Below are 25,920 nucleotides of genomic sequence, written 5' to 3'. Positions count from 1 at the left end.
CGTTATGCGGCGACGTCGGCGCTCTCTTCTTCAATTTTGAGCAGCCAGCCGGTGACCGCTTCCCAGTACTGCTGCTCTTTTTCGAGGTCCAGCAGGACCAGCGCGTTCTGGCTGAACCAGTCGTGCGGGAAGCTCAGCGTCCAGTGATGGTCGTCGGTTTTAAGCTTCAGCGTAGGCGGCGTGGTGGTCGCCTGACGCTGGTTATTAAGCAGTACGCCCAGACGCAGCAGCTGAATAAGCGGCAGGAACTGTTTTTTCTTGAACAGCGTAAAGCGCGGCAGGTCGTCAAGCTTGATGGCTTTACGGTGATAACGCACCAGGGTCGCCATCATGGTTTGCTGCTCCTGGTTGAAGCCAGGCAGATCGCTGTTTTGCAGAATGTAGGCCGAATGGCGATGCATCCCGCTGTGGTTGATGTTAAGTCCCACCTCATGGAGCATCGCTGCCCATTTCAACAGCGCGGCAAGCTGCGGGTGCGCGAGCTTCGGATTCTGCTCCTGCCACTGGTCGTACATCTGCACCGTAGTGTCCAGCACGCGCTTCGCCTGCTCGCGATCGATGTTGTACTGGTTAGCGAGGCTTTGCGCGGTGCGGCTGCGAATATCCTGATGGCGGAAGCGGCCTTCCATCTCATACAGCACGCCTTCGCGCAGCGCGCCGTCGGAAAGGCGCAGCTCTTTAATGGCGAGGGCATCAAACACGCCACAGAGAATAGCCAGCCCCGGTACGAAGACCGCTTTACGCTCGTCGGAAAGACCCGGCAGGCTTAAAGCGTCAAAACTTTTATGCTTCAGCACTTCGTCGGTCAGCAATGTCAGGCGTTCGGGCGTGATAAACCCGTCCTTTTCACCCATCGCCAGCAGCACCTCATGCGCCGCTTTGATGGTGCCTGACGCGCCCAGCGCCACGTTCCAGCCCTGAATACGGTACTGCCAGGCCAGGTTTTCCAGCTTCTGGACGGCCGCCATACGCGCACGCTGGAAGTTCTCGCGGGTGATGGTGCCGCCCGGGAAATACATCTGCGCGAAGCTGACGCAGCCCATACGGCGGCTTTCCACCAGGCGAGGCTCAAAGTCTTCGCCGATCACCAGCTCCGTTGAGCCACCGCCGATATCGATAACCAGCTTGCGCCCTTTTTCCGGCTGGGTGTGCTCGACGCCCATGAAGATCAGACGCGCTTCCTCGTTGCCGGAGATGATCTCAATCGGGTAGGGGATCACCTTTTCGGCCCGCTTGAGGAACTCCGGGGCGTTCAGGGCCTGGCGCAGGGTATGGGTGCCCACGATGCATACGCTTGAGGGCGAGAAGCCCTGCAGGCGTTCAGCAAACAGCGACAGGCAGTTTAACCCGCGCTCCATCGCTTCTTCGCTAAGCATGCTGCGTTCATCAAGACCATCCGCCAGGTGTACGCGCTGCTTCAGACGACCGATGATTTGCAGCGCGCCATCCACCTCACGGGCGATGACCATGTGGAAACTGTTAGAGCCAAGATCGACCGCGGCGAATTCCTGCGGGCGTGGTGTCTTATCATTTATCGGCATAGGTTAATCGGGCTGCTCGAGTGATTTGATATAGTCGTAAATCGCCAGTTGCGACCGCACTTTACGGCGGTTGCCGCGCGGTACATAGCGGTTACTGAGTTCTTTGTCGATATAGCGTGCTTTCACGGTATCGCTGAACAGAATCTCGATGATGTCGAGGATCTGCTGCTTCAGACGCGGATCCAGCAGCGGTGCCGCGACTTCAATACGGTAGTCAATGTTGCGCGTCATCCAGTCTGCAGAAGAGAGATAGACCTGCTTATCACCCGCATTATCGAAAATATAGACCCGATCGTGTTCCAGGTAGCGGTCAACAATGCTGATCACGCGAATATTGTCGCTGATGCCTTCCAGTTCCGGGATCAGCGAGCACATGCCGCGGATCAGCAGGTTAACCGGCACGCCGGAGCTGGACGCGGCGTACAGCCTGTCCACCAGCCCTTTGTCCACCAGGTTGTTAAGCTTCAGCGTGATGCCGGACGACAGCCCTTTCTGGGCATTGGCGATCTCTTTATCGATCATATCGTACAGCAGACGGCGCGAGTTCTGTGGCGAGACCAGCAGATAGTCGAAGCTAACCGGACGGTACGGGTTCTCAATAAAGTTAAAGACCCGGCGCACTTCGTTAGTGATGCGGGCATCGGCGGTCAGCAGAGAGTAGTCGGTATAAATTCGCGCCGTTTTCTCGTTAAAGTTCCCGGTACCGATGTGGGCATAACGCACAACATCGTCGCCCTCTTTACGGGAGATGAGGAACAGCTTGGCGTGAATTTTCAGCCCCGGCGCGGAGAAGATGACGTGTACACCGGCTTCCGTCAGACGGCGCGCCCAGTGAATGTTGGCCTCTTCGTCGAAGCGCGCCTGCAGCTCAACCACCACGGTGACTTTTTTGGCGTTGTGCGCCGCATGGATCATCGCGTCGATGATGCGGGAATCTTTTGCCACGCGGTAGATGTTAATTTTTATCGCCAGCACGCTCGGGTCGAACGAGGCCTGACGCAGCAGTTCGAGCACGTGCTCGAACGTGTGATACGGATAGTAGAGCAGGACATCGCGTTCGCGAATGGCATCGAATCCGTTGCGGAATTTATCGAACCACAGATGGCGCAGGCGCGGCAGCGGCTTGTTCACCAGATTGGCTTTGCCGACGTTCGGGAAGCCAATAAAGTCTTTAAAGTTGTGGTAACGACCACCCGGTACGATGGAGTCATATCGCGAGATGGTCAGCTTCTCGCGCAGCATTTCCACCATAGCGTCCGGCATATCGCGCTGATAGACAAAACGCACCGGCTCGGCCGTCAGTCGCTGTTTCAGGCTGGATGACATCAGCTCCATCAGGCTGGCTTCCATCTCGTGCACCAGGTCATATTCGGCGTCACGGGTCATCTTCATCGAGTAGGCGTTTAACGCATCGTAATCGAAGAAGCCTTTGAAGATATCGTCCAGACAGTAGCGCAGAATGTTGTCCAGCAGGATCATCGGTTTGCGTCTGCGCGGGGTTTCCGGCGGCAGGTTCACAAAGCGCGGCACCTTATCAGACGGGATCTCCAGCAGCGCGTAGCGGATGGATTCACCGCGAATAATTTCTACGGCCAGATAGGTGTAGTCATCTTTCAGGAACTGCACCAGATCGGTTTCGCGGTTGATGAGAATCGGGGTAATGTGCTGGCGCAGGTACTGTTTAAAATAGTGGCGCAGCCAGTTTTGTTGGTTAACGGAAAGCTGACGTTCGTTAATCAGGAAGATTTGATTACGCGCCATCTCCAGCAGCAGTTCGTTATACAGGCCGTCAAATTCCTGATCGGCTTTCAACACGCGGGACTGGATTTTGCCCAGCAGATGCCGCGAGTGCGAGTTTAGGCCCTGTTCTTCGCTGATGATGATGCGTCTCTTCAGCTCGGCAAAGCGAACCTTATAGAATTCATCCAGGTTGTTGGAATAGATGCCCAAAAAACGCATGCGTTCGATCAGCGGGTTACTTTTGTCAGCCGCTTCCTGGAGTACACGTTCGTTAAATGCTAACCAGCTTAGCTCTTTCTCGATATATAACTTTTCCTGACCCATTACAGCTCACACTCCAGTTCAATCACAGGACGTGGTAAATCCGTCTCGTCCTTATTATGGCGAGCATTTCCACGATATGTCCAACAGTGCCAGAAAAGTATGACAGTTATTTTTTTTGTTGGGGAAGTTAGAGGGTTGGGGAAGAGGGGGCGGGTGGCGCTGGGCTTACCACGACCTACGGAACCGTAGGCCCGTGCAAGCGAAGCGCCACCGGGCGATTTAAACAAACTACTCTTCGGCAGCATGACCCTGCGGGGGTAACTTCACGCCGTCCAGCCAGGCTGCGCCGTCGCGCATTTCGAGACGCCCGTCGACAAACCAGCTCACCACCAGCGGGTAAATGGCATGCTCCTGGGTCTGCACGCGTTCGGTCACGTCTTCTTCGCTGTCGCCGTCAAAGACCGGGACTTTGGCCTGCAGGATCACCGGACCGCCGTCCAACTCGTCGGTGACGAAATGCACGGAGGTGCCGTGCTCCTCATCGCCGTTTTCCAGAACCTGACGATGGGTGTGCAGGCCGGGATATTTCGGCAGAAGAGAAGGGTGAATATTCAGCAAACGTCCGGCGTAGTGCGCGACAAAGGCTGGGCTCAGAATGCGCATATAGCCCGCCAGCACCACGACGTCCGGCGCGTAGGCATCAATCTCCTGAACCAGCTCGCGGTCAAAGGCTTCACGCCCGGCGAACTGGCTGGCTTCCAGCGCGTGCGCGGGTATGTTCGCTTCCCGCGCGCGCTCAAGGCCGAACGCGTCGGCCTTGTTGCTGAATACTGCCCGAATGGTGCCGTTGATTTTCTTCTGCTTGCAGGCGTCTATGATGGCCTGCAAATTACTTCCGTTGCCGGAAATGAGCACCACGATGTTTTTCATTCAATGACCACACGCTGTTCGGAATCGGAGGCTTTAATCGTACCGATTTTCCACGCGTTTTCACCTTTCTCTGTCAGCAGCTTAACCGCTTTATCCGCTTCGCTTGCCGGCAGGGCGATAACCATGCCCACGCCGCAGTTGAAGGTGCGGTACATTTCGTGAGAGCTCACGTTGCCTGCGGTCTGCAGCCAGTTAAAGACTGCCGGCCACTGCCATGAGGATTCGTCGATCACCGCCTGGGTGTTGTCCGGCAGGACGCGCGGGATGTTTTCCCAGAAGCCGCCGCCGGTCAGGTGGGCAATGGCGTGAACGTCGACGTTCTCGATCAGTTCCAGCACGTTCTTCACGTAGATGCGGGTTGGGGCCAGCAGGTGGTCAGCCAGCGGTTTCCCTTCAAGCTCGGTCGTCAGCGGGTCACAGCCGCTCACCTCGAGGATTTTACGCACCAGGGAGTAGCCGTTGGAGTGCGGGCCGCTGGAGGCCAGCGCGATCAGCACATCGCCATCCGCCACTTTGCTGCCGTCAATAATTTCTGATTTTTCTACTACGCCGACGCAGAAGCCCGCGACGTCATAATCTTCGCCGTGATACATGCCCGGCATTTCCGCGGTTTCACCGCCGACCAGCGCACAGCCAGACTGCAGGCATCCTTCGGCGATACCGTTGATCACGCTTGCCGCGGTATCCACGTCCAGTTTGCCGGTGGCGTAGTAATCGAGGAAGAACAGCGGCTCTGCGCCCTGAACCACCAGGTCATTCACGCACATCGCAACCAGATCGATACCGATCGTGTCGTGACGTTTTAAATCCATCGCCAGGCGCAGCTTGGTGCCTACACCGTCAGTTCCCGAGACCAGAACAGGTTCACGATATTTTTGCGGCAGCGCGCACAGTGCGCCGAATCCACCCAGACCACCCATCACTTCCGGGCGGCGGGTTTTTTTCACCACACCTTTGATTCGGTCAACCAGCGCATTACCTGCGTCAATATCAACACCGGCATCTTTGTAGCTGAGAGAAGTTTTGTTGGTCACGGCTTAAATCCCCACGCGATTGCATAGCTAGTAAGAAAAATCGGCGCAATTCTAACAGTCCAGGCAAACGTTTGCGAGCCTATTCTCGGCGAGAGGATTTTTTTTTACGCGCAGCCTGCCAGTGCGCCCAAACTTGCGTCTGTTCACGAAAATGAAACCGGTTTCGGCATTCTCCTTGCAACCATTAACGGCTTTGCACATCATTCAACTGAAACCGGTTTCTGTAATTGTTTTTGCAGAAAATAACGCAGAATGAGGGAAAGCGAATGTCAGGATTTAAAGCAGATTTTCTGTGGGGCGGTGCGGTTGCGGCGCATCAGCTGGAAGGCGGCTGGAAAGAAGGGGGTAAAGGCGTAAGCGTAGCCGACGTCATGACCGCGGGCGCGCACGGCGTGCCGCGTGAAATCACCAACGGCGTGCTACCGGGGAAAAATTACCCTAACCATGACGCCATCGATTTCTACCACCGCTATAAAGAAGACATCAAACTCTTTGCCGAGATGGGGTTCAAATGCTTCCGCACCTCTATCGCCTGGACGCGCATTTTCCCGAAAGGTGACGAGCGTGAGCCGAACGAGGCTGGCCTGAAATTCTATGACGACCTGTTCGACGAGTGTCTGAAGTACGGCATCGAACCGGTTATTACCCTCTCTCACTTCGAGATGCCTTTCCACCTGGTCACCGAATACGGCGGCTGGCGCAACCGTAAGCTGATCGACTTCTTCGTTCGTTTTGCAAAAGTGGTTTTCCAGCGCTATCAGCATAAAGTGAAGTACTGGATGACCTTTAACGAGATCAACAACCAGGCCAACTTCCACGAAGACTTTGCGCCGTTCACCAACTCCGGGCTGAAGTACGCGCCGGGCGAAGACCGCGAGCCGGTGATGTTCCAGGCCGCGCACTATGAGCTGGTGGCCAGCGCGCTGGCGGTGAAGGCGGGGCGCGAGATTAACCCGTCCCTGCAGATCGGCTGCATGATTGCCATGTGCCCAATCTACCCGCTGACCTGCGCGCCGGACGATATGATGATGGCGATGAACGCCATGCACCGTCGCTACTGGTTCACCGACGTGCACGTGCGCGGCAAGTACCCGCAGCATCTGCTCAACTACTTCGAACGTCGCGGCTTCACGCTGGATATTACCGAAGAAGATAAAGCCGCGCTGACGCAGGGCTGCGTGGATTACATCGGGTTTAGCTACTATATGTCCTTCGCTACAAAGGCGACGGCGGACAACCCGCAGCTGGACTATGACGAGAGCAAGAGCCTGGTCTCCAACCCGTACGTGCAGAAATCCGACTGGGGCTGGCAGATTGACCCGGTGGGGCTGCGCTACTCCCTCAACTGGTTCTGGGATCACTACCAGCTGCCGCTGTTTATCGTTGAGAACGGCTTTGGCGCAATCGACGTGCAGGAGAGCGACGGCACGGTGAACGACCAGTACCGCATTGACTACCTGGCCGCCCACATCCGCGAGATGAAAAAAGCGGTGGTGGAGGATGGCGTAGACCTGATGGGCTATACCCCGTGGGGCTGTATCGACCTGGTGTCTGCCGGTACCGGTGAAATGAAAAAACGCTACGGATTTATCTTTGTCGATAAAGACAATGAAGGGAACGGCACGCTGAACCGCAGCAAGAAGAAATCCTTCGACTGGTATAAGCAGGTGATTGCGAGCAACGGGGAGCAGCTATAATTGCCCGGTGGCGCTGCGCTTACCGGGCCTACGGGATGTATAGGCCGGGTAAGCGTTAGCGCCACCCGGCAGAACCCCGCACTCAAGCCGGAGTCTCGCCTCCGGTTTTTTTGTCTCTAAATCATTTTGCTTGATATACGTCAAGCAAGATGGGTATGGCCTAATCTGAAAAAAGCGGTATAATCCCGCGATTTTTTTGCGGATGCCATTCAGAGGAGAAAGAGAATGAAGATTGTGGAAGTGAAACACCCACTCGTTAAACACAAGTTGGGCCTGATGCGTGAGCATGACATCAGCACGAAGCGTTTTCGCGAACTGGCCTCTGAAGTCGGCAGCCTGCTGACCTACGAAGCGACCTCCGATCTGGAAACAGAAAAAGTCACCATCGAAGGCTGGAACGGCCCGGTGCAGGTTGAGCAGATCAAAGGTAAGAAAATTACCGTAGTGCCAATCCTGCGTGCCGGCCTCGGCATGATGGAAGGCGTGCTGGAGCACGTGCCAAGCGCGCGTATCAGCGTGGTCGGGATCTACCGTAACGAAGAAACCCTTGAGCCGGTTCCTTACTTCCAGAAGCTGGTGTCTAACATCGACGAGCGTATGGCGCTGGTAGTTGACCCAATGCTGGCGACCGGCGGTTCAATGATCGCTACCATCGACCTGCTGAAAAAAGCGGGCTGCAGCAGCATTAAGGTGCTGGTACTGGTTGCGGCTCCGGAAGGGATCGCGGCGCTGGAAAAAGCGCACCCGGACGTTGAGCTGTATACCGCCTCTATCGACCAGGGGCTGAACGAGCACGGGTACATCATCCCGGGGCTCGGCGATGCCGGCGATAAGATCTTTGGTACGAAATAATCGAATAACGATAAATAAGCCGACTTTGATAGTCGGCTTTTTTTTGAATAAAACACCAACAACGATACTACTCAGAGGAAAACACTATGACGCGCCGTGCTATCGGGGTGAGTGAAAGACCGCCGCTTTTACAGACTATCCCGCTTAGTTTGCAGCACCTGTTCGCCATGTTTGGCGCAACCGTGCTGGTGCCAATCCTGTTCCACATTAACCCGGCTACCGTGCTGCTGTTCAACGGCATCGGTACGCTGCTGTACCTCTTTATCTGTAAAGGAAAAATTCCGGCGTATCTCGGGTCGAGCTTCGCCTTTATCTCTCCGGTATTACTGCTGCTGCCGCTGGGTTATGAGGTCGCGCTGGGCGGCTTTATCATGTGTGGCGTCCTGTTCTGCCTGGTCTCCTTCATCGTGAAGAAAGCCGGTACCGGCTGGCTCGACGTGATGTTTCCCCCTGCGGCGATGGGCGCCATCGTGGCCGTCATCGGTCTCGAACTGGCGGGCGTGGCGGCGAATATGGCCGGCCTGCTGCCTGCTGACGGCCAGTCACCGGATTCCAAAACCATTATCATCTCGCTGGTGACCCTGGGCGTAACGGTGTTTGGCTCCGTGCTGTTCCGCGGCTTTATGGCGATTATCCCGATCCTGATCGGCGTGCTGGTGGGCTATGCGCTCTCCTTCGCGATGGGCGTGGTGGACACCACCCCGATTGCTCAGGCCCACTGGTTCGCGCTGCCAACCTTCTACACCCCTCGCTTTGAATGGTTTGCTATTTTCACCATTCTGCCTGCGGCGCTGGTGGTGATTGCGGAGCACGTCGGTCACCTGGTGGTGACGGCGAACATCGTTAAGCGCGATTTAATCCGCGACCCGGGCCTGCACCGCTCCATGTTTGCCAACGGTTTCTCCACCATCATCTCCGGTTTCTTTGGCTCCACGCCAAACACCACCTACGGTGAAAACATCGGCGTGATGGCGATTACCCGCGTCTACAGTACCTGGGTTATCGGCGGCGCGGCGATCATCGCCATTCTGCTCTCCTGCGTCGGCAAGCTGGCGGCAGCGATTCAGATCATTCCAGTGCCGGTGATGGGCGGCGTTTCTCTGCTGCTGTACGGCGTGATCGGTGCCTCCGGTATTCGCGTGCTGATTGAGTCCAAAGTGGATTACAGCAAGGCGCAAAACCTGATCCTGACCTCGGTGATCCTGATTATCGGCGTGAGCGGCGCGAAGGTGCACATTGGCGCGGCCGAGCTCAAGGGCATGGCGCTGGCGACCATCGTCGGCGTGGGCCTGAGCCTGATCTTCAAGCTGATCTCGGTAATCCGTCCGGAAGAAGAGATTCTGGACGCGGACGATAGTGAAAAAGCGTCACATTGATCGAAGAATCGGGCGAGGGATCGCCCGGTTCTCTCCTTGCAGGTTCCGTGTTAAACTCCATTTCGATTTTACGTAGGATCTCTGGTTGAGGTATTTCTGAACGGACCGGCACAGCTCTCTCTGCCACTCTATCTCCCTGACGACGAAACTTTTGCGAGTTTCTGGCCGGGTGATAACCCCTCTTTACTGGCTGCACTGCAAAACGTGCTGCGTCAGGATCACAGCGGATACATCTATATCTGGTCACGCGAAGGCGCGGGGCGCAGCCATCTGCTGCATGCCGCCTGCGCGGAGCTTTCGGCGCGCGGAGATGCAGTAGGCTACGTGCCGCTGGATAAACGTACCTGGTTCGTGCCTGAGGTGCTGGAAGGAATGGAGCATCTCTCGCTGGTCTGCATCGATAATATCGAATGCGTGGCGGGGGATGAGCCGTGGGAAATGGCGATCTTCAATCTTTACAACCGCATTCTGGAGTCGGGCAAAACCCGGCTGCTGATCACCGGCGATCGTCCGCCTCGCCAGCTGAATCTGGGGCTGCCGGACCTGGCGTCTCGTCTGGACTGGGGGCAAATCTACAAGCTTCAGCCGCTGTCGGATGAAGATAAGCTTCAGGCGTTACAGCTGCGCGCTAAGCAGCGCGGGTTTGAGCTGCCGGAGGACGTGGGGCGTTTCCTGCTCAAGCGTCTGGATCGCGAAATGCGCACCCTGTTTGACACGCTCGATCAGCTCGATCGCGCCTCCATTACCGCCCAGCGCAAGCTGACCATTCCGTTTGTGAAAGATATTCTCAAGCTTTGAATTTGCTCGCCCGGTGGCGGCTACGCCTTACCGGGCCTACGAAAATCCGCCGCACTTTGTAGGTCGGGTAAGGCGTAGCCGCCACCCGGCTAAATATCCCCCATTAGATGCTCAACCAGCAGTGGAATCGGTCTTCCCGACGCCACGCTCCGTCCGTTTTCGCGCCACAGCGCCGTACCGCTGATGTCCAGATGCGCCCACGGAATAGTTGGCGGACAGAAGTGATGCAGCAGCCACGCCGCCGACGCACTGATTGCTGCATTATTGGTCGGCGTGTTGCACAGATCGGCAATCGCGCTGTCGGTCTGTTTTTTCAGTCGCGCATCCAGCGGCAGGGACCACACTTCATCGCCGCTCTGCTTGCCCGCCAGCGTCAGCGCCGCGCGCAGCGGTTCATCCTGCGTCATCAGCCCGCTCAACTCATACCCCAGCGCCTTTACGACCGCACCGGTTAAGGTCGCTATATCAATAATATATTGAGCCTGTGGATGCCGCTGGCTGGCCCAGGCGATGGCGTCCGCCAGCACCAGTCGGCCTTCGGCATCGGTGTTGTTGATTTCAACGGTGGTGCCGTTGCAGGCCGTTGCTACCGTGCCGGGCTGCATGGCGTTCGGACCTATAGCGTTTTCCGCCAGCGCCAGCACGCCCATGATGCGTACGGGCAGCGCCAGCTCTGCGACGGTCAGCATCAGGCCCAGCACGTTAGCCGCGCCGCACATGTCGTATTTCATGGTGTACATGCCCGCGCCTTCCTTCAGCCACAGGCCACCGGTATCAAAGGTAATGCCTTTTCCCACATAGCAGCGCACCGGGTCGTCGTTGACGCCGTCATAATGAATCGCCAGCAGGCGCGGCGGACAGGTCGCTCCTTTGCCAACGGCGTGCAGCAGCCCCAGACCCTCCTCAGCAATAGCCTTTTCGTTCAGCACTTCGCAGCGCAGGGCGGGGAAGGCGGCACAGAGCCTTTGCGCCTCTTCGACTACAAACTGCGGCGTGCATCGGTCGGACGGGATATCCGCCAGACGTCGCGCCGCGACCATGCCGTGGGCGATGGCCTGCTGCTGGCGGAAGATCCCCTCCAGTTTTGCCTGCTGTTCCGGCAGGCAAAGGGCGGTAATGTGCGTAAGGCGCACAGCCGATTCATCCGTTTTCTTCAGCTTCAGGTCGCTAAGCCTGTGCGCCTGATTAAAGAGAAAACGCAGCACCTGCGCCAGCACCACATCGTCGATATCGGTAACGTCCAGTATCAGCTCGGGGCTGACGGGCGAGGCCAGCAGCGGGCGAAGCGCCGTCAGTAATCCTTCGGTAAGATTATCCTGCCACAGGGCATCCGGCAGCAGGGTTATCCGGGCAAACGGGGCGCAGCCGAAGCGGGTGTCAGCGATGCTGGCAGACTTGCGCATTTCCGCGACAAGCGCCGTTTCGGGCAAATGCGCACAGGAGGCGGACGCAATCAAATGGCTTTGCGGAGCCGCGTCAGAAAGCGCGTTGATAAACTGATACGTAATCATCATGACTCCTCAATAGGCGCGCGGATCCGCGCGGCATAGGCCTGCATCCACTCATCGTCTACCGCGTGATAATGCGTTCTCTCCCGCAGGCGTTCGGTACGAAAAACGGTGAGGGGCTGGCGAGCCGTCGCCACCACAAACGAAAATGTCTTGATGTTGGTGGCGGCCCCGAATTCGCCCCTGTTGTTCATGCACACCACGGAAAGATCGCCCGCGCGGCCAAAGCGCGACATCAGCTTGTCTTCAAGTTCGAACACCACTGAATCCGCCGCCTGCTGGGGCGTCATGCCCTGCGCCATGCGGCGGACAATTTCGAAGCTGGTACAACCTTTCATCAGATCTTCCCCGACGCCCGTGGCGGTGGCGGCGCCGGTTTCACTGTCGCAGTAAAAGCCGGAACCGATGATTGGCGAATCGCCGAGTCGGCCGCGTTTTTTCATGAACAGGCCGCTGGTGGAGGTAGCGACGCTCATTGACCCCTGTTTATCGAGGCCGATAATGCCGACGGTGTCATGTCCGTCGTAAGGGCTTAAGCCCTTATCCAGCGTTTCGCGGCAGCGTTTGCGGTAGTGCTGCATGGCGCGGTCAGTGAGCATGGTTTTGTCGGCAAAGCCCTGGCTTAGCGCCCATTCGCGCGCGCCCTGGCCGACCAGCAGGCTGTTGTAGCGCTGGCGGCTTAACGCATGCGCCACGCGTACCGGGTTGGCGATATCTACCAGGTTGCCCACGGCACCAAACGCCAGCGTGTCGCCGTCCATGTAGGCGGCGTCCAGCTCCACTTCGCCATTTTCGGTGGGCAGCCCGCCGTAGCCGACGGATTTATAAAACGGAAAGTCTTCGACGGCGGCGACGGCATCCACCACCGCAGCGGAGACAGGTTTACCCGCAGCCAGCGCAGATGCAGACTCGGTGACGCCTTCAAGCGCCATTCGCCAGGTCGCGATAATTCCCCACATGCTTTACTCCTGTTTTGCAAGGGTGGTGTCGGTTTGCGTAACGGTGGCCATTTCCGCCGCGCGGTACTGTTTGTCCACGATACGCATAAAAGGCAGATACAGCATGGCGCCAATCAGCAGGTTGATCAGCTGCATCACGCTGCCGCTCAGGTGCCCGGTGACGATAAAACCGCTGATGACCGGCGGCAGCGTCCAGGGAATAAACACCCCGGTGGTGACGGCAACCGCGCCAATCTTCATCGCCGCATACTGCACGGTGACCAGCACCAGCGGCACCAGGTTGAACGGGATGAGCATGATCGGGTTCATGATCACCGGCAGGCCAAACAGGATCGGTTCGTTGATGTTAAACACTGATGCTCCGGCACCGAGGCGCGCCACTTCACGCATGTTTTTGCTGCGGGCGAAAATCAGCATCGCAATCACCAGCGACAGCGTAGCCCCCGCGCCGCCCATCCAGATCATGTCAAAAAACTGTTCGGTGATAATATGCGGCGGCGTCGTGCCTGCCTGAATCGCGGCGATGTTGTCGGTCTGGTTCTCCATCCACAGCGGACGAATGATGCCGTTGATCATCGAGCCGGAGTTAATGCCCACCGACCACAGAATGGTGATGCTGAACACCGTCATCAGCGCGCCAAAGTAAGAGGTGCCGTAGTGGCGCACCGGCGTGGCAACTACTTCGTAAATAAACTGGTGGATGGTGTGGTAGTGGGTGTTTTCAAACACGATGCGGATACCCAGCACCAGAATCATCACCAGCAGGGCAGGGATCAGCGCCGCGAACGACTCCTGCACCGCCGGAGGCACGCCTTCCGGCATTTTGATGACCAGATTTTTGCGCTTGAGCCAGCAAAACAGCTCCGTCCAGAGAAGGGAACCAATCATCGCCACGAACAGCCCTTTGCTGCCAATCCACTCCACCGGAATGACGGTAATACCGCCGTTTTCCGCCACTTTGATAAAGGGCGTCAGGATGAGAAAGGCGACCAGCGCCAGGATGCCGCATGAGATTCGATCCTCGCCATAGTGTTCCGCCAGGCGGAAGGCAACCAGGAAGCTGATAAACAGCGACATGGTGGAGAACACCGCGTTGAACGGGATTTCGATAATGGCGCTCCAGCTTTCACCAAAGGCCTGAGACATAAACTGCTGATAGGCTTGATTCGGGAACGACGAGATCACCAGCAAAATAGAGCCGACGATGATAAACGGCATGAATGATACGTAGGCGCCGCGAATGGCCCCGAGATGACGCTGCTGGGCCGTTTTGGCCGCCAGCGGCATCAGTTTTGCTTCGAGAAATCCCAGAACATTGTTCATTGTGAACTCCGTACAAGATTGAGGGGTGTTGTTTGTGTTATGTCTGGGGATTATCAGTGAAGCGTGGCGAGCGAAAGGTGAAATCGGTCACAAAGCAATCGCTGGTGTAGTATAAATCTCACAAGATTGGTTCTGAGGATCCTGCGATGGAAATTAAACTGCATGCTAATGCCACCACGACGCCGCGCATCCGTCGCTATCTTCAGCAGTCAGATAAAAGCGACAGAGAGCTCGCCACGGAGTTGGGTATTTCGGTCACTACCGTCAGGCGCTGGCGCAACCGCGAGCAGGTTTCGGATAACCATACGACGCCAAAAGTGATACACAAAGCGTTGAGACAAGAGCAGGTTGCGCTGGTCAATGCCCTGCGGGATATCACGGGCGCCCCGCTGGACGAACTGCTGCAGATGGTCAATAACGGACTCGGGATCGCCGTATCCCGCGCGACCCTGAACCGCTACCTCAAACCGGCTTCGGTAAAGCAGAAGGGCGCGATGTTGCAGGGGAAAAAGGCGCTGAAGGCAGGCATCGTGCCGCAAAAACTCCTGTTACATCATCAGCCTTTGTCGCTGCATATGGACGATGGCGGGGAACAGCATCTGCTCTGGGCGCGCGAACCGGTGAGCGGCTGGTGCTACGCCCGGCTGTACGCGGGCATTTCTCCGCAGCTGCTGGCCCACTGGGCGAACGACGCGCTGAAAGCCTGTCCGGCAGATATTCAATCTGTTGAGACTTTTGGTTTCGAGGTGAAGCTAAAGGAGCGCAATACCACCGTAACGGTGCATCCACGGCAATACCGCGCCGTTCAGGTTGCTCTGCCGCTATGTGAAATCATTCCGCGCCTGAACAGTGAGCCGGCAGGCGAGCTGTTGATCCAGTTGTGCGAATTTTACAACCGGGGAAAAGCGCAGAAAAAGCTGGGAGAGAGTACGCCGCAGGCTTTTCTGGAAGCGCTGCGGCATAAGGACTAGATGATCTCGAGCACGTCTTCCGGCGGACGTCCAATGCGCGCCTGGCCGTTCGCCACCACAATCGGGCGCTCAATCAGCTTTGGATTTTCAACCATCGCCTGGACCAGCTCAGCCTCGGTGAGACTGCTGTTATCCAGGTTAAGCGACTTATACAGATCTTCTTTCTGACGCATCAGCTCTCTTGCACTGCTCATTCCCAGCATGTGCAGCAGCTGGCGAAGGGTTTGCGCGTCAGGTGGGGTGTCGAGGTACAGCACCACCTCCGGCTCAACGCCGTTAGACTTCAGCAGGCTCAGGGTATCGCGGCTCTTGGAGCAGCGCGGGTTGTGATAAATTTTTACGGCGTCTGTCATGACGTGAATTCTCCTTGATTACATCTTCTCGTACGGCTTAAAGCGCTGCTGCAGGCCGCGCAGCTGATCGATACGCGCATCGTAACGGGCCTGCTGGAGGCTGCCGAGTTTGACCTGCGAGCTGGCGCTGCTGAGCGCGGAAATGGCCTGATCGAGGCGGCCCACCAGGGCAAAGCCTTCGGCGCGCGCCGCCAGCTCCTGATCGCGGTTGCCGAGCTGGGCTTCCGCCTGAGCGAGCAGATCCCAGCCGTTTTGATCGTCTTTATTATTAAAGGTGTAGCGATTCAGGATGGTCGCCGCTTCGCCCGGCTGGCCGCCCTGCAAGTAAGCGTTCGCCAGGTTAAGCTGCAGCACCGGGTTGGTACGGACATCTTTTGCCCCTTTCAGGCGGTTAATCGCATCGGCCGTTTTCTTCTGACCCAGATCGATATCCGTCGACAGATCGAGATACCACGGGTTGTTCGGGTCGGCAGCCAGGAGCGGTTGCAGCGCTTTACGCGCCTCGTCGTATTTACTGGCTTCCATCGCCTGGAGCGCCTGACCATACTGCGCGGCGTTCTTCTCGCGTACGTTGCCTTTCGCCAGGGTATCCAGCAGGTCGCTGGTGAGCTGGTTACGCCCGGAATTGTACATCCCAAGCGTTCTCACTTTCGCCATGTAGAAATCCTGCGAAGACTGGACCACGACCGGGCGCATCTGGTTGGCACGGTTACGCGCGTCCGACAGACGGCTTTCCGGCAGCGGGTGGGTCAACAGAATTTCCGGCGGACGGGAAGAGTAACGCGCCTGATCGAGCAGTTTTTCCAGGAAGCTCGGCATGGCCTGCGGGTCAAAGCCCGAACGCTGCAGCACCTGAATCCCGATGCGGTCCGCTTCCTGTTCGTTTTGTTGGGTGAAGCTGATCATCCCCTGGCGCGTTCCTGCCAGCGTACCGGTCAGGGCCGCCATCCCGGCCTGCGGGCTGGCCATCGCCAGCAGAATAGAGCCCAACGCGCCCACCCAGGTGAGGGGGGCGTTACGTTTCTGGTCTTCCATCGCTCGCGCCAGGTGACGCTGAGTGACGTGCGAAATTTCGTGCGCCATCACCGAGGCCAGCTGGCTTTCGTTGTCTGAGTAACGGAATAACGCCGAATGCAGCACCACGTTGCCGCCAAAGAAGGCGAAGGCGTTGATTTCGTCATTATTGATTAAATAGAAATGGAAGGGGGTTTTTACCGAGTCGGCGTGCGAAACCAGACGCATCCCCAGCCCGTTTATGTACTGTACCAGCAAAGGGTCGTTAATCAGCGGGGCGCTGCCGCGCAGCTGGCGAACATAGTAATCCCCCATTTGCATCTCTTGCCCAATAGAGAGCGTGCTTCCTGCTGTGGTGCCCATGTCCGGCAATGTATCGGACGAGTCAGCAAAAGCGGGCAACACCTGACCGACCGTCACCGCGGCAATCAGTGTTGCAACCAGTGTTTTTCTCAATTGCCTGAACATAACCACTGTCCTGTATGTTGGATGTGCTAATTTGACCGATGAACCGGCATATCGTTCATCTCTGCTGCCCTGCGAGTGTAGCCATGTTATAGCATGAAGAAAATCCCATTCATCAGGCTTTTGCGGATTGCTATCGGGATACAAAAAGCGAAAGTCTTTTTTGTGACAGTTAGATACAATTCACCTTCTCACTCCCGCCATTCGATTCAGGGAAGGGTTGTATGCTCGAAATGTTAATGCAGTGGTACCGGCGTCGCTTCAGCGATCCGGAAGCCATTGCTTTGTTGGTTATTCTGGTCGCCGGGTTCGGTATCCTGTTCTTCTTCAGCGGTCTGCTCGCCCCTCTGCTGGTGGCGATTGTGCTGGCGTACCTGCTGGAGTGGCCCACGGCGCGCCTGGAACATATCGGTTGTTCCCGCCGCTGGGCGACCAGCATCGTGCTGGTGCTGTTTGTCGGCATCCTGCTGCTGATGGCCTTCGTAGTGATGCCGGTTGCCTGGCAGCAGGGAATCAACCTGATTCGCGATATGCCCGGCATGTTGAACAAACTGTCTGATTTCGCCGCCACGCTGCCGCGTCGTTATCCTGCGCTGATGGATGCCGGGATTATCGACGCGATGGCCGAAAACATGCGCGCCCGCATCATGACGATGGGCGATTCGGTGGTGAAGTACTCCCTGGCGTCCCTGGTCGGACTGCTGACGCTGGCGGTCTATCTTGTGCTGGTGCCGCTGATGGTCTTCTTCCTGGTGAAAGATAAAGGCCAGATGCTCAACGCCGTGCGCCGTATTCTGCCGCGCAACCGCGGGCTGGCGGGGCAGGTCTGGGAAGAGATGAACCAGCAGATCACCAACTACATTCGCGGCAAGGTGCTGGAGATGATTGTCGTGGGGGTCGCCACCTGGATTGGCTTCCTGATTTTCGGCCTCAACTACTCGTTGCTGCTGGCGGTACTGGTGGGGCTGTCGGTCCTGATCCCGTACATTGGCGCGTTTGTGGTGACCATTCCGGTTGTTTGCGTGGCGTTGTTCCAGTTTGGGCTGGGTACCGAGTTCTGGAGCTGCTTCGCGGTGTACCTGATTATTCAGGGGCTGGACGGTAACCTGCTGGTACCGGTGCTGTTCTCCGAAGCGGTGAACCTGCATCCGCTGGTGATTATCTTATCGGTGGTGATTTTCGGCGGGCTGTGGGGATTCTGGGGCGTGTTCTTCGCCATTCCGCTGGCAACGCTGATTAAAGCGGTCGTCCACGCGTGGCCGGATGTGCCGGCGGTGGAAGAGAAGTAGTGTTGAACGGCCTGATGCCCTCACCCCGACCCTCTCCCACGGGGAGAGGGGGAAAACATTAAAAACGGCAACCTGGGTTGCCGTTTTGCATTGACCTTGTAGGTCGGGTAAGGCGAAGCCGCCACCCGACACTCACTTTCAGGCGCTTGCTTTCAGCCAGTTCAACACCACGTCGTGGTGGTTGCTGGTTTTGAAGTCGTCAAACACGTGTTCAACTTTACCGTCAGCGTCAATGAGGAAGCTGATGCGGTGAATGCCGTCGTAGGTTTTACCCATAAACGTCTTCTCACCCCAGACGCCGAACTGCTCGCATACCTGATGATCTTCGTCAGAAAGCAGCGTGAAGTTCAGCAGCTCTTTTTCAGCAAATCGTGACAGCTTTTCTGGTTTATCGGTGCTGATACCCAGCACTTCCACGCCGACTTTTTTCAACTCGTCCATGTTGTCGCGTAAGCCGCAGGCCTGTACGGTGCAGCCGGGGGTCATGGCTTTCGGGTAGAAATAGACCAGAACACGCTGTCCCTGGAAGTCGGTCAAATTTACTTGCTCGCCGTCTTGATCCGGTAAGCTAAATTTCGGTGCGATGTCACCGGCTTTCAGTGGATTCATTACTCAACTCCATCCTGTTCGTGCTGCGAATAATTGACGACGCTTATACTGCCCTGCGCGTTTAATTCTGTACAGAGGGCTTTGAACGCTTGCTCGATATTTGACGCATCCTGTGACGCAGGACTGTGTGCGGTAATTTGAATAAAAAGCGTGGGAACCGTGCTTGCGTCCCCCGGCTGCGTACGGGAAACCAGTTCGGCAATATTCATCTGATGACTGTCAAACAGCGCCGTGAAACGCTCAATCAGATGTGGAGAATCAGGCACTTCAACCTGTACCCAGACGGTAGAAGGCAATGCCGGACGCGGACGCGCAGTAGTGCGCTTCATGACGATCAGCAAATCCAGCTCGGCGCCCTTCAGCGGCAGAGTCGATTCAATCAACGTGATGGCGTTCCATGTCCCGGAAAGCAACATAATAAATGTGAACTCTTCGCCGAGCATGGCCAGACGGCTGTCTTCGATATTACATCCGCAGCTGCTTACGTGGCGGGTGATGGTGTTCACGATACCCGGCCTGTCGGCACCCAGCGCAGTGATAACCAGGTAATGTTGTGATGAGGTTGTCAAACCTGTTCTTCCTTTGCATGGTTAAGTCTTCCTAAGGAAAGCATAAAAAAAACATGCATACAACCGCCTGAGGCCCTCAGGTCGCTTGCTTTTATTACAGTTCCAAACGTACCATTGAGACTCTTGTTCGCACAGAGGATGGCTCATGTTCACGGGAAGTATTGTCGCGCTTGTAACACCGATGGATGAAAAAGGTAACGTCTGCCGGTCTAGCATGAAGAAGCTGATTGATTACCATGTCGCCAATGGAACCTCGGCGATCGTTTCGGTAGGGACTACCGGTGAATCCGCAACGCTGAGCCACGACGAGCACGGCGATGTAGTGATGCTGACCCTGGAACTGGCTGACGGACGTATTCCGGTCATCGCGGGCACAGGCGCGAATGCCACCGCAGAAGCGATCAGCCTGACCAAACGTTTTAACGACAGCGGCATCGTTGGCTGTCTGACGGTGACCCCTTATTACAACCGTCCAACTCAGGAAGGTTTGTTCCAGCACTTCAAAGCCATCGCTGAACATACTGACTTGCCACAAATTCTGTATAATGTGCCGTCCCGTACCGGTTGCGATATGCTGCCGGAAACCGTTGGCCGTCTCTCGGAAGTAAAAAATATTATCGGTATTAAAGAGGCGACGGGGAACTTAAGCCGCGTTCATCAGATCAAAGAGCTGGTTTCAGACGACTTTATCCTGTTGAGCGGTGATGATGCGACCGCGCTGGACTTTATGCAGCTCGGTGGTCATGGCGTGATCTCCGTAACGGCAAACGTTGCGGCGCGCGACATGGCTGAAATGTGCAAACTGGCCGCGGCCGGTCACTTTGATGAAGCGCGTGTCATAAATCAGCGTCTGATGCCGCTGCACAATAAATTATTTGTCGAACCCAATCCGATCCCAGTGAAATGGGCATGTAAGGAGTTGGGGCTTGTAGCAACCGACACGCTGCGTCTGCCAATGACACCGATTACCGACCACGGTCGTGACATCGTCAGGGCGGCGCTGAAGCATGCCGGTTTGCTGTAGAGTTTAGGGAGATTTGATGGCTTATTCAGTACAGAAGTCGCGCCTGGCGAAGGTTGCGAGTGTTTCGCTTGTTATGCTGCTCGCTGCCTGTAGTTCAGACTCGCGCTACAAGCGCCAGGTGAGCGGTGATGAATCCTATCTGGATGCGACCCCGCTTGCTGAACTTCACGCACCGGCTGGTATGATCCTGCCGATTCAGAACGGCGATTATAATATTCCCGTGACCAACGGCAGCGGCCTGGTCGGTAAAGCGCTTGATATTCGTCCGCCAGCACAGCCTCTGGCGCTGGTCAACGGGGCGCGTACCCAGTTCACCGGTGATACCGCGTCTCTGATGGTTGAGAGCGCGCGCGGTAGCAATCTGTGGCCGCAGGTTGTCAGCGTCATTCAGTCGAAGAACTACACCATCGATAAACGCGATGACGCCAGCCAGACGTTAACCACCGACTGGATCGAATGGAACCGTCTGGATGAAGACCAGCAGTACCGCGGTCGTTATCAAGTCTCCGTAAAACCACAGGGTTACCAGCAGGCGGTTAACGTTAAGCTGTTGAACCTGGAACAGGCGGGTAAACCGGTGGCGGATGCCTCGTCCCTGCAGCGTTACAGCACCGAAATGCTGAACGTGATTGCCGCGGGTCTGGATAAGACCGCGACCGATGCCGCCAACGCTGCGCAGAGTCGCAACGGTGTGACCTTTGATGTCCAGAGCGGCGCGGATGATACCGGCCTGCCAATGCTGGTGGTACGTGCACCGTTTAACCAGACCTGGCAACGTCTGCCAGCGACGCTGGAAAAAGTGGGCATGAAAGTGACCGACAGCACGCGTTCGACCGGCAGCATGACGGCAACGTATAAGCCGCTCTCCGACAGCGCATGGCAGGAACTGGGCGCGAAAGATCCTCAGCTTGCCTCCGGTGACTACAAGATTCAGGTAGGCGACCTTGATAACCGCAGCAGTCTGCAGTTTATCGATCCAAAAGGTCATACGCTGACCCAGTCGCAGAACGATGCGCTGGTCGCTGTCTTCCAGGCAGCATTCAGCAAATAAATACGAGGGCTGGTGAATCCAGCCCTTTTTATTTTCGTGCTACGCAAACGTGTGCGTGGCATAATATCCCCAGTTTTGAACACAAATCATCACACCAGGAGTAATGAAGATGCAGAAGCAAGCTGAGTTGTATCGTGGCAAAGCGAAAACCGTATACAGCACGGAAAACCCGGATCTGTTGGTGCTCGAGTTCCGCAATGATACGTCAGCAGGGGATGGCGCACGCATTGAGCAGTTCGATCGTAAAGGCATGGTGAACAACAAGTTCAACCACTTCATTATGACCAAACTGGCCGAAGCGGGTATCCCGACCCAGATGGAAGCGTTGCTGTCCGATACGGAATGTCTGGTGAAAAAACTGGATATGGTTCCGGTTGAGTGTGTTATTCGTAACCGTGCGGCGGGCTCCCTGGTGAAGCGTCTGGGCATTGAAGAAGGTATCGAACTGAATCCACCGCTGTTCGACCTGTTCCTGAAAAACGACGCGATGCACGACCCGATGGTCAATGATTCCTACTGCGAAACCTTCGGCTGGGTGAACAAAGAGAACCTGGCGCGCATGAAAGAGCTGACCTACAAAGCCAACGACGTGCTGAAAAAACTGTTTGATGATGCGGGCCTCATCCTCGTCGACTTCAAGCTAGAGTTTGGTCTGTTCAAAGGCGAAGTGGTGCTGGGCGATGAGTTCTCACCGGACGGTAGCCGCCTGTGGGATAAAGAAACCCTGGATAAAATGGACAAAGACCGTTTCCGTCAGAGCCTGGGTGGCCTGATTGAAGCGTACGAAGCGGTTGCTCACCGTTTAGGCGTTAAGCTCGACTAACTCCCTCACTTGCCAAAGGATGTTCCCATCCTTTGGCGTCTTACCTTTGTTTCCTATGGTAATCTTGCCGTTAACCGCCTACGATCATAGCTATTATTAATGGAATAGTTCGAGGTGGTTATGCGCTGGCAAGGGCGTCGTGAAAGTGACAATGTAGAAGACAGACGCAGTGATGGCGGCGGCGGTCCTTCAATGGGTGGGCCAGGCTTCCGCTTACCCAGCGGCAAGGGCGGTATCATCCTGCTGATTGTGGTTTTAGTCGCGGGGTATTACGGCGTCGATCTCACCGGGTTGATGACCGGTCAGCCGCTGCAACAGCAGGAGCATTCTCAGCGCTCCATCAGCCCGAATGAAGATGAAGCGGCCAAATTTACCTCCGTTATTCTCGCCACAACAGAAGACACCTGGGGTCAGCTGTTCGAGAAGATGGGGCGTACCTACCAGCAGCCGAAGCTGGTGATGTACCGGGGGGCAACCCGCACCGGATGCGGTACCGGGCAATCTGTGATGGGGCCGTTCTACTGCCCGGCAGACGGCACCGTCTATATCGATCTCTCTTTTTACGATGACATGAAACGCAAGCTTGGCGCTGACGGTGATTTCGCCCAGGGCTACGTTATCGCGCATGAAGTCGGCCATCACGTGCAAAAGCTGCTGGGGATTGAGCCAAAAGTACGCCAGATGCAGCAAAATGCCTCGCAGGCAGAAGTTAACCGGCTGTCCGTCAAAATGGAGCTGCAGGCGGACTGCTTCGCGGGCGTCTGGGGCCATAGCATGCAGCAGCAGGGCGTTCTGGAATCCGGCGATCTTGAGGAGGCGTTAAATGCCGCTCAGGCTATCGGTGACGACCGTCTTCAGCAGCAGAGCCAGGGGCGCGTCGTGCCGGACAGCTTCACACACGGTACCTCACAGCAGCGCTACAGCTGGTTCAAACGCGGCTTCGACAGCGGCGATCCGGCGCAGTGTAATACCTTCGGCAAAGCGATGTAATGTTGGCGTTTGAACTGCTGATACGCGAGCTTGAGCGCACCGGCCATCGTCGGCTGGTGGTGCTCAGCGGTGAGGCGCAGTGGACGTTAACCCAGGCTGTTGCCCTGCGTGACGCCTTGCCCGGAGACTGGATTTGGCTGGACGAGCACCCTTCAAAGGCCATCAGCGGCCTGCTGGGACGCGAGTTCCGCCATGCTGTTTTTGACGCCAGCGCCGGGTTTGATGTCGCCGCGTTTGCCGCCCTGAGCGGAACGCTGAGCGCCGGAAGCCTCCTGGTGCTGCGGGTTCCTCCGCTTTCTGACTGGGCCGACAGGCCTGACGGCGATTCTTTGCGCTGGAGCGACAGCGCTGAAGCGATAGCCACGCCGCATTTTGTTCACCATTTCTGCCGGACAATTGACGCCGATCCCGAGGCGATCGTCTGGCTTCAGGGCCGCGCGTTATCCCTTCCGCCTTTTCCCGACGCGCCAGACTGGCAGCCTGCCAGCGGCGCCCCGCAGCGCGAGCAGGCTGAGATCCTGGATGTGCTGCAGACGATGCCGGATGGCATCGTGGCCGTCACCGCCGCACGCGGGCGTGGAAAATCAGCCCTGGCGGGAATGTTGCTGAGTCGCATTGCAGGCAGCGCCGTGGTTACCGCGCCGTCGAAAGGGGCGACAGATATCATCGCCCGCTTTGCCGGAGAGCGTTTTCACTTTATGGCCCCGGACGCGCTGCTTGCCTCTTCACACCGGGCAGACTGGCTGATTGTTGATGAAGCCGCGGCGATCCCCGGACCTCTGCTGGAAAAGTTAGTTGTCCGTTTCCCTCGCGTGCTGTTGACCACCACGGTGCAGGGATATGAAGGAACGGGCCGGGGATTCTTGCTTAAATTCTGCGGTCGGTTTGCCGGGCTGCGACGCTACAGCTTATCTACACCGGTACGCTGGGCGGCGGGCTGCCCGCTCGAGCGGGTTGTCGCCAGCGCGCTGCTGTTTGACGATACGCTGATCGACCGTCGCCCGGAAGGAGAGGTGCATTTAACGTCTCTGACGCCGACGGCATGGGAAAGCCGCCCGGCGCTTGCTGCGAGCGTATACGAGCTCCTCTGTGCGGCACATTATCGCACCTCGCCGCTCGATTTACGCCGCATGATGGACGCGCCCGGGCAGCAGTTTGCCGTAGCCGAAACGAACCCGGTTATCGCCGGGGCGCTCTGGCTGGTGGAGGAGGGCGGGCTCTCCCCTGAGCTTAGCCGCGCCGTGTGGGCAGGATACCGGCGTCCGCGCGGGAACCTGGTGGCGCAGTCTCTGGCGGCGCACGGCGGCTCTCCGCTGGCGGCGACGCTCAGAGGACGACGGGTGACCCGCATTGCCGTACATCCTCACCGTCAGCGGGAAGGGATTGGCCAGGCGCTTGTTCGCGGCGCCAGCGGCGAAGATTATCTGTCGGTGAGCTTTGGCTTTACCGATGAGCTGTGGCGTTTCTGGCAGCAATGCGGGTTTGTGCTGGTGCGGATGGGCAGCCATCGTGAAGCCAGCAGCGGCTGCTACACCGCAATGGCCTTGCTGCCGCAGAGCGAAGCCGGGCGTCTGCTGTGTGTGCAGGAACATCAGCGTTTGTGCCGGGATATGCGCGTCCTGTCGGCCTGGAACGGTGAAAAGCTCCCCGTAGAAGACCGCTGGGAAGCTACCCTTAATAATGACGACTGGCTGGAGCTGGCGGGGTTTGCTTTTGCCCATCGGGCGTTTTCAACCTCTGTTGCCGCACTTACGCGGCTGTTGTTAACCGTGGACATGCCGCTTCCGGCCCTGCGTGGGAAAATGGCAGGAAAAACAGAAGACGTTGGGCGAAAAGCGTTGCTGGCAACGTTGCGGGGTGAAACCGCGCAAGCGATTGAAAGTCTTGATTATCCGCGCAGCCAGCAGTTGAAAGAAGACATTTTGCAATGGCAATTTTTTCAATGACTTCTTCAGTAAAGTGGCATGGTCATTCACGTCGTGAGGCGTAGAATCCAGGTCATCTATTAAGGAGACCACCATGAAACACGATCATTTTGTTGTTCAAAGCCCAGACAAACCGGCTAAACAGTTACTGCTTCTGTTTCATGGTGTTGGCGATAATGCCGTCAATATGGGGCAGATTGGCAGCTGGTTTTCGCCCGTTTTCCCCGAAGCGCTGATTGTCAGTATCGGTGGCGTAGAGCCATGTGGCCCGAACGGACGGCAGTGGTTCTCGGTTCAGGGCGTGACGGAAGAGAACCGTCAGGCGCGCATTGATGCCATCATGCCGACCTTTATCGACGTCGTCCGCTACTGGCAGCAGCAGAGCGGCGTAGGAGCTGATGCGACCGCGCTGATTGGCTTCTCGCAGGGGTCAATCATGTCGCTGGAAAGCGTAAAGGCGCAGCCAGGTCTGGTGTCACGGGTGATCGCGTTTAACGGCCGTTTTGCGACGTTACCGACAAGCGCAACCACGCGGACCACGATCCACTTAATCCACGGTGGCGAAGACCGGGTGATTGAGCTCTCGCATGCGGTTGCTGCCCAGGAAGCGCTGATTCGGGAAGGTGGGGATGTGACGCTGGATATCGTTGACGATCTGGGCCACGCCATTGACGACCGCAGCATGCAGTTCGCGCTCGATCGTTTGCGCTATACCGTACCGAAGCACTACTTTGATGAAGCGCTCAGCGGCGGTAAGCCGGATAACGATGATATTGTTGAGTTTATGTGAGGTTTTTCCCCCTCACCCTAACCCT

At 56.9% G+C, this 25,920-nt stretch carries 23 protein-coding genes; 12 read left to right on the top strand and 11 right to left on the bottom strand.

From position 1 onward, the window contains the following. Positions 1 to 2: 2 nt before the first annotated feature. The 4 genes from ppx to purM form a co-directional block, all read right to left on the bottom strand. Positions 3 to 1,541, bottom strand: coding sequence for an exopolyphosphatase (gene ppx / locus V1587_RS18745; protein WP_371897416.1), 1,539 nt, complete (start codon positions 1,539 to 1,541; stop codon positions 3 to 5). A gap of 3 nt (positions 1,542 to 1,544) precedes the next feature. Continuing rightward, entirely contained in the window at positions 1,545 to 3,605 is a 2,061-nt protein-coding gene (ppk1, locus tag V1587_RS18740) for a polyphosphate kinase 1 (protein WP_371897415.1), read from the bottom strand. A 228-nt stretch (positions 3,606 to 3,833) separates the two neighbouring features. Then, positions 3,834 to 4,475, bottom strand: a complete 642-nt coding sequence (purN, locus tag V1587_RS18735) for a phosphoribosylglycinamide formyltransferase (RefSeq protein ID WP_021241814.1) — start codon at positions 4,473 to 4,475, stop codon at positions 3,834 to 3,836. Further along, the gene (gene purM, locus V1587_RS18730; protein WP_032675306.1) at positions 4,472 to 5,509 is read right to left on the bottom strand and encodes a phosphoribosylformylglycinamidine cyclo-ligase; all 1,038 of its coding nucleotides are present in this window, start codon (positions 5,507 to 5,509) and stop codon (positions 4,472 to 4,474) included. Before purM ends, purN begins: the two co-directional genes overlap by 4 nt. Before the next feature lie 266 nt (positions 5,510 to 5,775). Here purM and V1587_RS18725 point away from each other — a divergent pair, with 266 nt between their 5' ends. The 4 genes from V1587_RS18725 (at position 5,776) to V1587_RS18710 (ending at position 10,232) form a co-directional block, all read left to right on the top strand. Further along, positions 5,776 to 7,206, top strand: coding sequence for a 6-phospho-beta-glucosidase (locus tag V1587_RS18725; RefSeq protein ID WP_048226189.1), 1,431 nt, complete (start codon positions 5,776 to 5,778; stop codon positions 7,204 to 7,206). A gap of 225 nt (positions 7,207 to 7,431) precedes the next feature. Then, positions 7,432 to 8,058 (top strand): uracil phosphoribosyltransferase, encoded by a 627-nt coding sequence (gene upp / locus V1587_RS18720; protein ID WP_008501641.1) that lies wholly within the window; start codon positions 7,432 to 7,434, stop codon positions 8,056 to 8,058. A gap of 86 nt (positions 8,059 to 8,144) precedes the next feature. Then, positions 8,145 to 9,434: a uracil permease gene (gene uraA, locus V1587_RS18715; RefSeq protein ID WP_371897414.1), complete on the top strand. Its 1,290-nt coding sequence runs from the start codon at positions 8,145 to 8,147 to the stop codon at positions 9,432 to 9,434. Positions 9,435 to 9,530: 96 nt separating this feature from the next. After that, on the top strand, positions 9,531 to 10,232 hold the full coding sequence (locus tag V1587_RS18710) for a DnaA inactivator Hda (protein ID WP_211438414.1): 702 nt from the start codon (positions 9,531 to 9,533) through the stop codon (positions 10,230 to 10,232). An 89-nt stretch (positions 10,233 to 10,321) separates the two neighbouring features. Here the strand turns inward: V1587_RS18710 and V1587_RS18705 are convergent, their stop codons facing one another. From V1587_RS18705 to celB, 3 genes are read right to left on the bottom strand one after another with little or no spacing between them, the layout of a single operon-like run. Continuing rightward, positions 10,322 to 11,743 (bottom strand): leucyl aminopeptidase family protein, encoded by a 1,422-nt coding sequence (locus V1587_RS18705; protein ID WP_395314593.1) that lies wholly within the window; start codon positions 11,741 to 11,743, stop codon positions 10,322 to 10,324. Next, complete coding sequence (locus V1587_RS18700) at positions 11,743 to 12,699, bottom strand: N(4)-(beta-N-acetylglucosaminyl)-L-asparaginase (RefSeq protein ID WP_371897413.1); 957 nt, start codon at positions 12,697 to 12,699, stop codon at positions 11,743 to 11,745. Before V1587_RS18700 ends, V1587_RS18705 begins: the two co-directional genes overlap by 1 nt. Before the next feature lie 3 nt (positions 12,700 to 12,702). Then, the gene (gene celB / locus V1587_RS18695; protein WP_371897412.1) at positions 12,703 to 14,022 is read right to left on the bottom strand and encodes a PTS cellobiose transporter subunit IIC; all 1,320 of its coding nucleotides are present in this window, start codon (positions 14,020 to 14,022) and stop codon (positions 12,703 to 12,705) included. A 146-nt stretch (positions 14,023 to 14,168) separates the two neighbouring features. Here celB and V1587_RS18690 point away from each other — a divergent pair, with 146 nt between their 5' ends. Continuing rightward, a complete protein-coding gene (locus tag V1587_RS18690) occupies positions 14,169 to 14,993 on the top strand; it encodes an XRE family transcriptional regulator (protein WP_371897411.1) in 825 nt (274 codons plus the stop codon). Here the strand turns inward: V1587_RS18690 and arsC are convergent. Together arsC and bepA are read right to left on the bottom strand one after the other, a co-directional pair. Beyond that, positions 14,990 to 15,346, bottom strand: a complete 357-nt coding sequence (gene arsC / locus V1587_RS18685) for an arsenate reductase (glutaredoxin) (RefSeq protein WP_371897410.1) — start codon at positions 15,344 to 15,346, stop codon at positions 14,990 to 14,992. The genes V1587_RS18690 and arsC overlap by 4 nt on opposite strands. 18 nt (positions 15,347 to 15,364) lie before the next feature. Beyond that, positions 15,365 to 16,828, bottom strand: coding sequence for a beta-barrel assembly-enhancing protease (gene bepA / locus V1587_RS18680; RefSeq protein WP_395314450.1), 1,464 nt, complete (start codon positions 16,826 to 16,828; stop codon positions 15,365 to 15,367). A gap of 221 nt (positions 16,829 to 17,049) precedes the next feature. Between bepA and V1587_RS18675 the strand changes: the two genes are divergently transcribed. Then, on the top strand, positions 17,050 to 18,114 hold the full coding sequence (locus V1587_RS18675; protein WP_371897408.1) for an AI-2E family transporter: 1,065 nt from the start codon (positions 17,050 to 17,052) through the stop codon (positions 18,112 to 18,114). Positions 18,115 to 18,252: 138 nt separating this feature from the next. On the opposite strand, the gene bcp is transcribed toward V1587_RS18675, so the two are convergent. After that, complete coding sequence (gene bcp, locus V1587_RS18670) at positions 18,253 to 18,723, bottom strand: thioredoxin-dependent thiol peroxidase (protein ID WP_032659360.1); 471 nt, start codon at positions 18,721 to 18,723, stop codon at positions 18,253 to 18,255. After that, complete coding sequence (locus tag V1587_RS18665) at positions 18,723 to 19,292, bottom strand: glycine cleavage system transcriptional repressor (protein ID WP_104950379.1); 570 nt, start codon at positions 19,290 to 19,292, stop codon at positions 18,723 to 18,725. Before V1587_RS18665 ends, bcp begins: the two co-directional genes overlap by 1 nt. 145 nt (positions 19,293 to 19,437) lie before the next feature. Here V1587_RS18665 and dapA point away from each other — a divergent pair, with 145 nt between their 5' ends. The 6 genes from dapA (at position 19,438) to ypfH (ending at position 25,895) form a co-directional block, all read left to right on the top strand. Next, positions 19,438 to 20,316, top strand: a complete 879-nt coding sequence (dapA, locus tag V1587_RS18660; protein ID WP_008501633.1) for a 4-hydroxy-tetrahydrodipicolinate synthase — start codon at positions 19,438 to 19,440, stop codon at positions 20,314 to 20,316. Between the two features lie 16 nt (positions 20,317 to 20,332). Further along, positions 20,333 to 21,367 carry an outer membrane protein assembly factor BamC gene (gene bamC / locus V1587_RS18655; protein WP_395314449.1) on the top strand — a complete coding sequence of 345 codons (1,035 nt, stop codon included), beginning with the start codon at positions 20,333 to 20,335 and terminating at the stop codon, positions 21,365 to 21,367. Between the two features lie 109 nt (positions 21,368 to 21,476). Then, complete coding sequence (purC, locus tag V1587_RS18650; protein ID WP_008501631.1) at positions 21,477 to 22,190, top strand: phosphoribosylaminoimidazolesuccinocarboxamide synthase; 714 nt, start codon at positions 21,477 to 21,479, stop codon at positions 22,188 to 22,190. A gap of 120 nt (positions 22,191 to 22,310) precedes the next feature. Then, positions 22,311 to 23,180, top strand: a complete 870-nt coding sequence (locus V1587_RS18645; RefSeq protein ID WP_371897406.1) for a neutral zinc metallopeptidase — start codon at positions 22,311 to 22,313, stop codon at positions 23,178 to 23,180. Continuing rightward, complete coding sequence (locus V1587_RS18640) at positions 23,180 to 25,126, top strand: tRNA(Met) cytidine acetyltransferase TmcA (RefSeq protein ID WP_371897405.1); 1,947 nt, start codon at positions 23,180 to 23,182, stop codon at positions 25,124 to 25,126. The genes V1587_RS18645 and V1587_RS18640 overlap by 1 nt, the downstream gene beginning before the upstream one ends. A gap of 73 nt (positions 25,127 to 25,199) precedes the next feature. Further along, positions 25,200 to 25,895 (top strand): esterase, encoded by a 696-nt coding sequence (gene ypfH, locus V1587_RS18635; protein ID WP_371897404.1) that lies wholly within the window; start codon positions 25,200 to 25,202, stop codon positions 25,893 to 25,895. Positions 25,896 to 25,920: the final 25 nt, after the last annotated feature.

This window comes from Enterobacter sp. ECC-249, from assembly GCF_043965265.1.
Classification (GTDB): Bacteria; Pseudomonadota; Gammaproteobacteria; order Enterobacterales; family Enterobacteriaceae; genus Enterobacter; species Enterobacter quasiroggenkampii.
Note: the sequence above shows the minus strand (reverse complement) of the source record. Positions and strands in the feature narration are given on the sequence as shown.